This window comes from Lentzea sp. DG1S-22 (genome assembly GCF_036321065.1).
Classification (GTDB): domain Bacteria; phylum Actinomycetota; class Actinomycetes; order Mycobacteriales; family Pseudonocardiaceae; genus Lentzea; species Lentzea jiangxiensis.
Window position 1 is genome coordinate 1,475,811 of record NZ_CP143276.1, and the last position, 12,564, is coordinate 1,488,374.

General features: G+C 70.4%; 10 protein-coding genes. 8 read left to right on the forward strand and 2 right to left on the reverse strand.

From position 1 onward, the window contains the following. Window positions 1-66: 66 nt before the first annotated feature. Both V1227_RS06430 and eccCa read right to left on the reverse strand, forming a co-directional pair. Window positions 67-1,230 (reverse strand): S8 family serine peptidase, encoded by a 1,164-nt coding sequence (locus tag V1227_RS06430; RefSeq protein ID WP_329791552.1) that lies wholly within the window; start codon window positions 1,228-1,230, stop codon window positions 67-69. Continuing rightward, the gene (gene eccCa, locus V1227_RS06435; RefSeq protein ID WP_329791553.1) at window positions 1,227-5,180 is read right to left on the reverse strand and encodes a type VII secretion protein EccCa; all 3,954 of its coding nucleotides are present in this window, start codon (window positions 5,178-5,180) and stop codon (window positions 1,227-1,229) included. Before eccCa ends, V1227_RS06430 begins: the two co-directional genes overlap by 4 nt. A 116-nt stretch (window positions 5,181-5,296) precedes the next feature. Between eccCa and eccD the strand changes: the two genes are divergently transcribed. From eccD to V1227_RS06475, 8 genes are all read left to right on the forward strand, one after another. Next, complete coding sequence (gene eccD / locus V1227_RS06440; protein ID WP_329791554.1) at window positions 5,297-6,703, forward strand: type VII secretion integral membrane protein EccD; 1,407 nt, start codon at window positions 5,297-5,299, stop codon at window positions 6,701-6,703. A 63-nt stretch (window positions 6,704-6,766) separates the two neighbouring features. Continuing rightward, window positions 6,767-8,098 (forward strand): type VII secretion protein EccB, encoded by a 1,332-nt coding sequence (gene eccB, locus V1227_RS06445; RefSeq protein WP_329791555.1) that lies wholly within the window; start codon window positions 6,767-6,769, stop codon window positions 8,096-8,098. A gap of 21 nt (window positions 8,099-8,119) precedes the next feature. Next, the gene (locus tag V1227_RS06450; RefSeq protein WP_329791556.1) at window positions 8,120-8,422 is read left to right on the forward strand and encodes a hypothetical protein; all 303 of its coding nucleotides are present in this window, start codon (window positions 8,120-8,122) and stop codon (window positions 8,420-8,422) included. Between the two features lie 37 nt (window positions 8,423-8,459). Continuing rightward, the gene (locus tag V1227_RS06455; protein ID WP_329791558.1) at window positions 8,460-8,750 is read left to right on the forward strand and encodes a hypothetical protein; all 291 of its coding nucleotides are present in this window, start codon (window positions 8,460-8,462) and stop codon (window positions 8,748-8,750) included. Window positions 8,751-8,818: 68 nt separating this feature from the next. Beyond that, window positions 8,819-9,217 carry a hypothetical protein gene (locus V1227_RS06460; RefSeq protein WP_329791559.1) on the forward strand — a complete coding sequence of 133 codons (399 nt, stop codon included), beginning with the start codon at window positions 8,819-8,821 and terminating at the stop codon, window positions 9,215-9,217. Window positions 9,218-9,244: 27 nt separating this feature from the next. Then, window positions 9,245-11,614: a hypothetical protein gene (locus tag V1227_RS06465; RefSeq protein WP_329791560.1), complete on the forward strand. Its 2,370-nt coding sequence runs from the start codon at window positions 9,245-9,247 to the stop codon at window positions 11,612-11,614. A 238-nt stretch (window positions 11,615-11,852) separates the two neighbouring features. Beyond that, window positions 11,853-12,254 (forward strand): YbaB/EbfC family nucleoid-associated protein, encoded by a 402-nt coding sequence (locus tag V1227_RS06470; protein WP_329791561.1) that lies wholly within the window; start codon window positions 11,853-11,855, stop codon window positions 12,252-12,254. Continuing rightward, window positions 12,251-12,562, forward strand: a complete 312-nt coding sequence (locus tag V1227_RS06475) for a hypothetical protein (RefSeq protein WP_329791562.1) — start codon at window positions 12,251-12,253, stop codon at window positions 12,560-12,562. Before V1227_RS06470 ends, V1227_RS06475 begins: the two co-directional genes overlap by 4 nt. The last annotated feature ends 2 nt before the right edge of the window (window positions 12,563-12,564 follow it).

Here is a 12,564-nt window from a genome sequence, read left to right on the forward strand (position 1 = left end):
ATTGCGAGTCCAGGCGCGGAAATCGGTGGGGCGCTCCCTCCGGAGCAGGGGTGCAACCCGCCGGTTCTAGCGGGGATTTCCCTCCGCCGTGGTAGGGGAATCCCCACCTCTCCGCCGGCGTCGGGTGAGCAGCCGCACCATGCCGGCTAGGAGCAGCGCCGCGATCAACAGTGTCCCCGCGAACCACAGCGCGCGGCTCGCCGGTGCCGGATCCGGTGGGGTGGCTCGAGCGATCACGAGCGGTTCCACCGACCGCGGGGCGGAGGTGGCGGTCACGGGCAGCAGCGTCGTGACGGCGGCCACCGGGTTCACCACGCCGTGGCCCAGTCCGGGGTGAGGAACGGCACCTGCGGGTCTGTCCGCTGTGGACAGCAGACGGCTGGTGACGTCTCGTGCGGACAGAGTCGGGTGGTAGGCGCGGACGAGCGCCGCAGCGCCGGCGACGTACGCGACGCCGAGCTCGCTCGCAGAGCCGACGCGGTGCCCACCGCCGAACGGTCCCGCGCCCACCAGGTTCTCCGCGGGGGCGGCCAGCGCGGGCTCGGCACCCAGGACGGCGGTGCCCGCCGCTCCGTTCTCGGTGAGCGGTGCCACCGCGAGAACCCCTGGTGTCGCGGCGGGATAGGCGCGGCCACCTTTTTCCTTCGCGGCTGCGGAGGCCACGACCACGACGTCCCTGGCTTGGGCGTGCGCCACTGCCGCGCGGAGATCGGGGTGATCGGCGTGGGTCGTCAGCCCGACCGCGATGACGCGGGCACCACCGTCGGCGGCTGTGCGGATGCCGGCCGCCAGCTTCACCGGGTCCACCTCGGACGGTTTGTCGGTGACGCGCACCGGAAGCAGGGTCGCACCGGGGGCGATGCCCGCGAACGTCGTGCCCTCCTGCTGCCTGGCGGCGATCAGGCTGGCCAGGAACGTGCCGTGGCCCGAGCAGTCCGCGTTCCCGGGTCCCTTGCCGGTGCTCAGGTCCGTGCCGGGGAGCACCGCGTTCGCCAATGCGGCCGCACCGGCGCTCACACCGGTGTCGACGACACCGACGACCACTCCTCCCTCGGTGAGCTGCCATGCGCGGTCCGCGCCCATCCTCCGCTGCGCCCACGACGGGGCCTCGACCACTTTCTCCTCGGGACCTGCGCACTGGTCCTGCGCGTGCGCGGCCCGCACGGGGAGCGGAAGACAACCCGCCGTCAGCACGGCTGTGAGCAGGATCTGCAGATTCCTGCGACTCACGACTCCTCCGTCCAGCCGACCTGGAGCCCGACGGCGTCGCGGCGGGTGACCAGCTGGCCACGGCCGGGCGGGAGCTGACGACCACGCGCGCCGTTGAGCAGTGGCATCTCGTTGGGAGGGACCGACAGCGCGAGCTCCGACGTGTTCGACTCCTGCAGCCTGCGCACCACGGCGTCCATCGAGGTCCGGCTGGAACCCGCGGCGGCGCGGGTGAGCACGACGTGCAGGCCGATGTCGCCTGCCTGGGGAAGCAGTTCCACGAGGGAGTCGAGCGGGCCGCCCATTCCGCTGATCAGCAGGTCGTAGTCGTCGACGAGGACGAACACCTCAGGACCGGACCACCAGTCCCGGTCCTTCAGCCTGCTCGGTGCGATGTCCTGACCCGGTACGCGTTCCTTGAGCTCGGCCGCGATCGGCCGGATGATGTCGCCGGCCACGGCACCGGACACCGCCACACCGCGCCGGTACTGCTCCGGCACGCTCTCCAGCATGGTTCGGCGCGGGTCGATCACGACGACCTGAGCGTCCTGCGGTGAGTACACCCGAGGGATCGCCGCGGCGATCAGCCGCAGCACGGCGGACTTGCCGCTGCCGCTGTCACCGATGACGGTCAGATGAGGCCGGTCGCCGAAGTCGTGCCACACCGGCAGGAGGTCGAGCTCGCCCGCGCCGAGGGCGATCCTGGGGCCGGGTTCCGGGGCGGGCAGCTCGGCCGCGGGCAGCAGAGCGGGCAGCATCCGGACCTCGGGTGCACCGGAGCGCGCCCAGCTCTCGGCGACGGCGGCGACCAGGTCCCGGGTCGCCTCAGCGAGCCCGTCGACGCCCGTCCGGCCGTCCAGCCGGGGTACTCCGGCGAGGAAGTGCAGCTTGCCGGACGTGAGACCGCGACCGGACAGGTTCGGCACCTGGGCCGCCGCGCGCATGTCGATCACGGAGTCGATCGCGTCGCCCAGTCGCAGCTCCAGTCGCGTGCCGAGCTGGTCGCGCAGCCCGCTGTGGATGTCCGACCAGCGGTTCGCCGTCAGCACGAGGTGCACGCCGTAGGCGAGACCGCGCTGAGCGAGCTGCCGGATGGTGACGTCGTGCTGCTCGAAATCCGAGCGCAGTGAGCCCCAGCCGTCCACCACGAGGAAGACGTCCCCGTGCGGATCGCCGGCGAACTCACCCGCCGCCCGGCGCTCACGATAGGCGGCCATGCCCTCGACGGCGTGGTCGGTGAACAGCTGTTCGCGCTGTGCCAGCACTCCCTGCACCTCGGCGATCGTGCGGCTGACCCGCTCGGCCTGCATGCGGGTCGCGACGCCGCCGACGTGCGGCAGGCCCTCCAGCGCGGCGAGTGAGCCGCCACCGAAGTCGAGGCAGTAGAACTGGACCTCGGCGGGCGTGTGCGTGAGGGCGAGACCCGCGATCACGGTGCGCAGCAGGGTGCTCTTGCCCGACTGGGGACCGCCGGCGATGCCCACGTGGCCGCCGGCACCGGACAGGTCCACCAGGTGCAGGTCCCGCATCTGCTCGAACGGCTTGTCGACGACACCGACGGGGACCACGAGGCCACCGCGGCCGGGCCAGCCCGCCGCGGTCAGCCCGAGGCCGGCGTCGGGCACGAGCGGCGGCAGCATCTGGTCCAGCGATGGCGGATCGCCCAGCGGCGGCAGCCACACCTGGTGCGCGGGCGGTCCCTGGCCGAGCAACTTGTTCACGGCCACGTCGAGCACGGACTCGCCGGTGTCACCGGAAGCGTCGTCCAGCACCGGAACCGATGCGGCCACGGAAGCGGCGGGCAGCGGTAGCCGCGTTGCGCCGAAGGGAACGACCTGCCTGCTCACCTCCTTCTGCCGTTGCTCGCGGGTGCGCCTGCGGTGCGTGCCGGACACGTAGGCCGCCTTGAACCGCACCAGGGTCGCGACGTCGCTGCGCAGGTAGCCGTTGCCCGGCGCGCTGGGCAGCTGGTACGCGTCCGGCACACCGATCACCGACCGGCTTTCCATGGCGGAGAACGTGCGCAGGCCGATCCGGTAGGACAGGTGGCTCTCGAGCTTGTGCATCCGGCCGTCGTCGATGCGCTGACTCGCGAGCAGCAGGTGCACGCCGAGCGAGCGTCCGAGCCTGCCGATCATGACGAACAGGTCGGCGAAGTCGGGGTTGGCCGCCAGCAGCTCGCTGAACTCGTCGACGATGACGAACAACGTCGGCAGCGGGTCGAGCGGGGTGCCCGCGAGACGCGCCTTCTCGTAGTCGAGCAATGAGCTGTAGTTGCCCGCTGCGCGCAGGAGCTCCTGTCGGCGGACCATCTCACCGTGCAGGGCATCCTGCATGCGGGTCACCAGCGGAGCTTCGTCGGCGAGGTTCGTGATGACCGCGGACGTGTGCGGGAGCCGGTCGAGGCCGAGGAACGTGGCACCGCCCTTGAAGTCCACCAGCACGAAGTTGAGGATCTCCGAGGAGTGCGTCATGGCGAGGCCGAGCACGAGCGTGCGCAGCAGCTCGCTCTTGCCGGAGCCGGTGGCGCCGATCAGCAGGCCGTGCGGCCCCATGCCCCCTTGCGCGGACTCCTTGATGTCGAGGTCGATGGTGGTGCCGTCCTCCGCGATGCCGAGCGGGATGCGGAAGCGATCGGAGCCGAGTCCTCTGCGCCACAACGTGCTCGGGTCGAGCTCGTCGAGGTCGGTGACGCCGAGCAGCCGGGGCAGCTCGAAGTCGGCGACCATCGGTTCGGAGACCTCGGTGGTGCCGCCGAGCCGGTACGGCGAGATGACGCGGGCCAGCGCGGCCGCTTTCGGCACGCTCAGCAGATCCGGTCCGCACAGCGCCGTGCGCACCTCGTGGCCGGTGCGGTCGGTGCGCAGCATGTGCATCTGTGTCGGGTCGACGTCGAGGCGCAGTCGTGACTTGCCTCCGGTCGCGCCGAGCCCGCCGGCGACGTCCAGCACGATCGCGTTGCGGTAGCCCGCACCCGCGAGCCGTGATTCGGCAGGCACCTCGACGCCGTCGAGCACGACCACGACGTACGGCTCCTCCCGGCTCGGTGACGCACCAGCCTCGAAACGTGCGCGCGAGGCGAGCTCGGCGTCGAGCAGCTCGGTGAGGCCGTCCACGCCGTCGACGAGCAACCGTGCCTGGCCGGCGCCGTCCTGCTCGGTCGGGTGCTGGGCGTGCGGCAGCCACTTCACCCAGTCCCAGTGCTCCGTGTTGTCCGGGCTCGCGCACACCGCGATCCGCAGGTCCTCAGGGGAGTGGAAGGTGGCGAGCTGGGCGATCAGCGAGCGGGTGACGCCGCGGATGGCGCCGGCGTCGCCCGTGAACCGCACCTGGGCGAAGCCGCGCAGGTACAGCGCGGTCGGCTGGTTCGAAATCGTGGTGTAGGCGTTGATGAAGCGCCGCAACGCGCGCGCCGACAGCGGTTCCAGGTCGGCGACCGGCTTGGTGTTGAGCGGGGTCATGGTCATGGCGAGGCGCTGAGGTCCGGTGCCGACGCGCACCTCGGCGAAGTCGGCGTGTGCCGCGCGACGCTCCCACAACCGGTTGGTCATCGCGACCGACCACAGGCCCGCCGGATCGGGGTGCCGCCACGCGAGCGCGGTGCGCTGCCGTTGCGCGACGGAGCGGACCTGCAGCCGTGTCTGCCCGAGGTAGCGCAGGTAGTCGCGCCGCTCGCCGCGCATCCGCTGCCTGCGCTCGGTGCCGCCACGACCGGCCTGGCTGAACACCATGCCGACCATCATCACGAGCATCATGGCGCCCATACCGAGCCCCATGCCCATGTTGGAGCGGCCGAACATCATCACCATCATGACCGCGCTGCCCGCGGCCATCGGGATCATCATCAACAGCGGACCCAGCCCGCCACCGACGGTTTCCGGCAGCACCGGCGGCTCCTGCAGCGACAGTTCGCCGCCGGGCATCTCCGGCGGCTGCTCCCGGCCCTGCCTGCGGAACAACGTCGTGGTCATCGCGCTCGGCTCCCTCGATCGGACTGCGCTGCCGACCGCTACACGTGTGGGAGACCGTCGAAAGGTTCATCGCGCTGCCCATGAACCTTTCAGGACGAGAACACCGTGGACGGGACATGGCCACCATTCCGCCCTCCGCGGCGATGGGCTCCGGCGAGATGTGCAGGCTCACGATCTGCGGGCCGACCTCACGGGTGGAGCTCGCCGTCCCCGCGCACGTTCCGATCGCCGACCTCATGCCCACCGTTCTGGGGCACCTGGACCCGGCACTCGCCACCAGCGGCCTGGCCCACGGCGGCTGGGTTCTGCAGCGCCTCGGTGAACCCCCGCTGGACGAGGACCAGGGCACCGCCGCTTCCGGGCTGTTCGACGGAGACCTGCTCCACCTGCGACCGAGGGACGACCTCCTGCCGCTCGTGGACTTCGACGACTTGGTCGACGGTGTGCACACCGGCCTGTCCCGCAAACAAGACCTCTGGACTCCTGCGCTGACCCGTTACACCGGTGTTGCGTTGATGGCGGTCTTCGCGGTGGTCGCCGTGGTGGTCGCTTCGTTTGCGGACAGTGGCCTGATGGCGTCGATCAGTGCGGGTGCCGTGGCGTGCTGCCTGCTCGTGATGTCCGCTGTCGCGGCGCACGCCCGCGACGATCGCGTCTCCGCGCTGGTGCTCGGCGCGGTCGCGGTGTGCGCGGCGGCGGTGGCGGGGCTGGCCGTGCCGATGGGTGGTGCGCCACCGCAACACTGGTTCACCGCCCCGGGCGTCTTCGCCGCGGCGTTCGCTGTCGCGGTCACGGCGATGGCCGTGCGCGCGGTCACCGGAGCGGCGACCGAGGTGGCGCTGGCCGTCGTGGTAGCGGCGCTGCTGGTTTGCGCCGGTGGCGCCGTGACGATGTTCGGTGGCCTGAGCGGCCCCGGATCGGCGGCGATCGTCGTCACCGCTGCGTTGCTGCTGACCAAGGCTGCGCCGTCGGCGGCGGCCAGGCTGGCCGGACTCGCCGTCGAACCGGTGCCGACGACAGCGGACGAGTTCCAGGAAGGTCTCGATCCACTTCCCAGTGGTGACGTGCTCGACCGCGCCGACTCCGCCGACCGGTACCTGACCGGGTTCCTCTCGGTGCTGGGCCTGGTGCTCGCCGGTGGACTCGTCGTGGTGGCCGCGCACACGTCGTGGGACGCTTCCGTCTTCGCCGCGGTCGTCTCGGTGCTGTTGCTGTTGCACGCCAGGGAGCTGTCCTCGGTCTGGCACCGGCTCACCGCTCTCGTGCCCGCCGTAGCGGGACTTGTGTCGACCGCGTGCGTTCGCGCGGCCGGGGGCGGGCCCGTCTGGTGGACGTCTGTCCTTCTGGGACTCCTGCTCGTCGCCGGAGCGGCTTTCGCCTGTGCTCAGGTGCTGCCCGGCCGCAAGCTCGTGCCGAGGTGGGGCCGCTGGGGCGACCTCCTGCACTGGGCGTGCGCGTTGGCGACGATTCCACTGGTGCTCTCGCTGACCGGCGTCTACGGCGTGATCTCGTCGATTTTCTGATGAACCTTTTCCGCTCCGGATGACGTGGCAGTGGTGTGACGGGAACGAGGGAGGAGGATGTTCATGTACGACAGGCGTGAGCAGGTCCAGGCGCACTCGTTCCTGGCCGCGCGGCTCGACTCGGCGGTGCTGCGCACCGACCCGGACGCGGTGGAGCGGCCACTGCGGCGGACCTCGGCCGGCGTGCTCGGCGGCATCGGCGTCGGCGTGCTCGTGATCGGTGGCGTGCTGGTGACGAGCCTGCTCACCTCGCGCGGTGACGGCGCCTGGCGCGCACCCGGCACGCTGGTCGTCGACGAGGACACGGGCAACCGGTACCTGCTGGCCGAGGGGAGGTTGCGGCCCGTGCTCAACTACGCCTCCGCGAAGCTCCTGCTGGGCAAGGACATGAAGGTCGCGAAGGTGCACACCAAGGACCTCGCGGGCACCCCGCAGGGCGCTCCGGTGGGCATCGTGGGAGCACCGGACGTGCTCCCGGCCTCGCCGGCCGCGCAGCCCTGGACGGTCTGCACCGCGGAGTCGAAACAGGCACCGCAGGTCAGTGTCACGATCGGCGCCCTCGCCGGGGTGACGGAGGTTCCCGCCGAACAGGCGCTGCTCGTCCGCTCGGGCGACGGCCTGCACCTGGTCTGGCGCGACCGCAGGTTCCGCGTCACCGCGCCGTGGGCACCGCGGGCACTCGGCCTCGATCCGGCAGGTGCGCAGGCGGCCGACCCCGCCTGGCTCAACACGCTCACCGCAGGCCCGGACCTCGGTTCACCGAAGCTCGCCCGCGGCGGCGCCGGACCCGTCATCGGCGGCAGGCCCACCACGGTCGGCCAGCTCGTGTCCGTGCCGGACGCGGTCGGTGGCACCTCGTACGTCGTGGCCTCCGGCGGTCTGGTGCCGGTGACGGCGACCGTGGCCGCGCTTGCCGCGGCCGACCCCGAGGCGAAGGGCGTGCAGACGCTCGAGATCACCACCGCCCAGCTCGCCACGCAGACCGTGCTGCCGGCGCCCGCCTGGCAGGCCGAGCTGCCGGCCTCACCGCCGATGGCCGCGAAGGCCGAGAACAGGTTCTTCTGCGTGCGCTGGGCGAACGACCGCGCCGTGCTCGTCACCGCGCCTCCGCCGAGCGGACGGGGCCGCGGCGACGGTCCCGGCGTGACCCGCGACGGACAGGTCGCCGACCGGGTGGAGGTCACCCCCGGCGCCGGCCTGCTCGCCCGCACCCGTGCCGCGCCGGGTGTGGCCGGTGCGGGCATCTACCTCATCACCGAATCCGGTGCCAAGTACCCCGTGGCGAGCACAGACGCCGCCGCGGCGCTGGGACTCGGTGCGGATGCCGCACCCCAGGTTCCCCCGGACCTGCTGGCGTTGCTGCCGACCGGTCCCGTGCTCGACCGCATCACCTGACACTCCAAGAAGGAGCACCACATGTCCAGCCCCATCAGCGGTTACGACGACGCGATTCTCGTGTCCGTCATCAACGAGACCAGCACCGCGCTCGACGCCATGGCGGGCGTGAAGACGAACGTCACCGTGATCTCCGCGGAGATGCAGCAGGTCAACAGGTCGACGTCCGGCCAGAAGCTCGAGGCGGGCCTCTTCAACTGGACCGGCGACTTCGAGCGGATCGTCGGGAACCTGAAGCAGTTGCGCGACGACGCCAAGGCACTGCTCGACGTCAACCGCGCGACCAGCTCCGAGACCGAAGGGCTGGCCAACAACACGCTCTGACCGTTCGACCGACCATCCCCCGAAAGGACCGACTGACATGACCTCGTTCCAGATCGACCACAACGGCTACGCCGACCTCAACATGCGACTGGCGCAACAGGTCTCCATCGGCCAGGAGATCATCACCAACTTGAACAACTCGTTGCGCCGCATCGACGAGGCCGTCCAGGGCAACGCGGCCAGCCTGTGGAACGAGCGCCAGCTGGACTGGAACCGGACCTACGAGCGCATCCAGATGCAGCTCGCCAACAGCCTGCAGACCTCGCGCGACGTGCACCAGATCTTCGGCGAGGGAGACAGCCGCGGCGCCCGGATCATGATGGGCTGAGTCATCGGCACTGGGAGTCCGCAGGACTCCCAGTGCCCTTCCGTTCCACGACCCCACGAGGTGACACGATGGCCGACACGAACAAGATCGTCTTCGACGAGGCGATGTACAACAAGCTGATCAAGGTGCTCGACGAGCTCGAGTACGGGTTGCTGCACGAGGCGACCAGCTCCGACACCATCCCGCTGGACAACGACTTCGTCCTGCTGCCGGGCAGTCCGAAGTGGCTGGCCGCGCAGAACCTCCTCAGCAAGGGCACGGCATTCGGTGGTTCGGTGGAAACGCAGAACGAGGCCCTGCGCAAGGGGTTGGTGACCTTCCGCAACGCGCTCGAGGTGGCCAGGGACGTCTTCAAGGAGACCGACGACCTCGCCACCTACGACATCAAGACCTTCACCCAGGAGTACCCGGACTTCAACATCGGTGGCGGCTTCAGCAGCGGTCCGGTTCCCACGCTGGCGAAGTAGCCACCCGCAGCACCCGAAGGGAAGATCATGACGGATCCGCTCGGCATCACCCTCCCGGAGAACCAGGACTTCTCCAGGGCAACCTTCGAGGAAATCCTGTTCGCGGTCACCGGGCAGGGCACGAACCTGCACAACTTCCTGGACGCGGCGGGCGGGTCCACCAGCGAGACCACGTGGTTCAACTTCGGCACCAGTGGCGGCAGCAACATCAACTACCGCGCCTTCGAACAGGACTTCCTCGGCGTCAGCTACAACATGACGACCTTCGCCGGCTGGTCCTCCGCCGTGGGCGAGGTCGAACGGGTGATGCACCCGGTGTTCCAGGGCAAGACCGGCCTGATGGACGTGCCGCGGCTGTGGGACGCCGAGCGGGTGGTCAACACCTACCTGCGCTGGCTGAACGGCAGCCTGGAGACGACCAAGGCGTGGGTGTCCGCGTTGGACAGCGACGACTCCGCGTTCAAGGGCAAGGCGGCGTTCGCCATCCAGGTCAACCTCAAGAAGCTCGCGTTCACGTTCAACGACCTGCACGACCAGATCATGGAGGACCGCAAGCCGTCGACACCGGTCGGCATCCGCAACGCCGCGGACGCGCTCAAGCGCTTCGGCGAGCAGATGGCGTATGCCTGGTGGGAGTCGAACCAGTTCCTGTTCAACAAGGCTCACGAGGTCGGCTACGCCCTCATCAGCCACATCATCGAGCACCTCGAACGCAACGGGTTGTACGTCCGCAACAAGGGCTTGGACTACAACGACCCGCGGTACTACGTCTTGGACGACTTCGGCAGCGTGGAGGAGGCGAAGCAGCACATCAAGGACGTGATGGCCAACTACTCCACCGCGAACGCCGGAATGCCGGCGGGCTTTCCGCACGTGTCGGGTGACCTCACGACCAAGGCGTTCTGGGACGCCGTCAACGCGGCCACGAGCACCCTCATGCGCACCGAGCTCCAGAAGCTCGACGAGAAGGCGCGGGAGCAGTTCGTCCGCCTCAACGAGGTCTACCAGAACAGCGGCCGGGCGCTGGTCGACCTGAAGCAGAACAACGCCCCCAACATCGGCGGTCCGAGCGGGCCGCCGATGCCGGGCGGTCCGGGCGGTCCGGGCGGCCCGGAGATCCCCGACATCGACGATCTGCTCGGCGACAACGGCGACAACGGCGACGGCGGCAATGGTGGCGGTGAGCAGAAGTTGCCGCCGGACGACGAGGTCAGGATCAAGTGGGACGGTCCGCCCCCTGGCGGGGACGGCACCACCGTCGCGCCGCCCACGGGCAACGGCGGGGGGACAGGTCTCGGTGGCAACGGCACGGGAGGCTTGGACCTCGGCGGCAACGGAAACGGGCCAGGCCTCGGTGGCAACGGCACCGGCAGCTTCGACCTCGACGGTCTGGGCGGTCCCGGTGGTACGAGCCTGACCGGCGGTTCCGGCGGCACAGGTGGTCTGGACGGCCTCGGCACGGGCGACTCCGGGCAGACCGGCACCGGCGGTCTGGGCGGTTTCGGCGCCGGTACGGCGATCCCCCCGTTCATCCCGCCGCCGCTACGCACCGGTCCGACCAACCGGCCTGCGGACGAACGCAAGAGCGGCGGCGCCAACGGCACCATCGACGTCCCGCCTCCCGGCGACCTGAACCTACCGGGCCGACCCGAGCTGGTGGGCAGGCCTGAGCTGGTGGGCAGGCCCGGCGTGGACGCCGGCTTCGACGACGACGGCTGGGCTCCCGGTGCACCGACTGGCGATGCCGTGGCGCCGCCTTCCGGCGGGAACCTCGCGTCCAACGGTGAGCTCGTGTTCGGTCCCGGCCCGAAGCTGCCCGACGACCTGCTGGCGAACGAGGAGCTCATGGCCTCGTTGCCCAAGATCCCCTCCGCGGGCGGCGACGGTTCCGCCCTGATGCCGGGCGGTTCCGGCGGCACGCCCGGCGAGCTCTTCGCGGGGTCGGGCTCGGGTGTCGGGTCCAGCGGACTCGGCGGCACCGGCACCGGCGACACGGCCTTCGCCCCCACCGGGACGGACCCGTGGTCCGGTACGCCCGGCGGTGACGGCCCGCGCGCCGGCGAGCAGTTCGGTTCCACCGGAGGCAACGGCCAGCGCGACGAACAGCGCGGAGGCATGCCGTTCATGCCGCCGATGGGCGGCATGGGCGGGATGGGTGGTCCCGGCAACAACGGCAACCAGCAGGAGCGGGAACGTCAGACCTGGTTGTCCGAGGACGAGAAGGTCTGGGGCACCGACACGGACATCGGGTTCGGCGTCATCGGCCGCCCCGACGCCGACGACGTGGACGCCGACGAGCCGCTGGCGCCGACGCACGTGCACCTGCGCTCCGCCGCCCCGCGCGGGAAGGCCGCCGACGCAGGCCACGAGCGAACCGCGGAGAGCAGCACGACCTGATCCGGATTGGACGGTCAAGGCGCGATGAAGGCCGGTCACAGGCGATGCGTGACCGGCCTTCGTCGCGTCACCCGGACGACGGGATGCCCGGTCGTGCAGACCCGGTGGCTCCTGCGTGCAGAGGGGGCACTTCCGACCAGGTGAAATCGAATCCCCGCTGCCTAGCCTCGAACCCTGCGCGCCCCCACAAACGTGAAGGCGGCGGAGGTTCGCCCAACACGAGCTGGAAGGAGAGCGGATGTCCACACCGCTGCACAACGAACTGGACGGGGTTCTCGCCGACCTGAAGGAACAGCAGGGCCGCATCACCGAGGCCGTGGGACGTCTGGAGTCGGCCGAGACGACGGTCGTCACGGAGGACCGGATGATCCAGGCGACAGTCGACGCCAAGGGCAAGCTCACCGGCCTGAAGCTCACCGGGAGGCGGTGGCGGGACCTGGCTCCGAAGGAGCTGACCGCGAGGATCGTGGAGGTCGTGAACCGCGCGCAGGACAAGGCGGCCGAGCAGACCGCAGAGCTCGTGGCACCGCTGCTCCCGCCAGGCGTGAGCCTCGACTCGATGCTCGGCAGCACGCCTGATCTGCAGGGCATGTTCAAGTCGGCCATGGAGGACCTGACGGCGGGGAAGTGGCTGCGATGAGCAACCGGACCGGCGTCGACGTCGACGCTCTGCGGCGTGGCGGCGTCAACATCCTGAAGACGTCCCAGCTCGCCAGGGACATCAGCTCCGATCTCGCGAACGCCACCGTGATGTACGGCGGTTCCGGTGGCACCGGTGAGATGGGTGAAGCCTTCGACAAGGGCTACAAACCCACCGCCGAACGCGCACTGGCGTTCCTCGACCTCCTCGAGGAGGTTCTCGGCGGGGCCAGCGACCGCACGCTCGAGACCTCCCGTTCGTTCGAAGCGACGGTCGACGAGGCCAACGCGGCAACCGAAGGGCTGTAAGG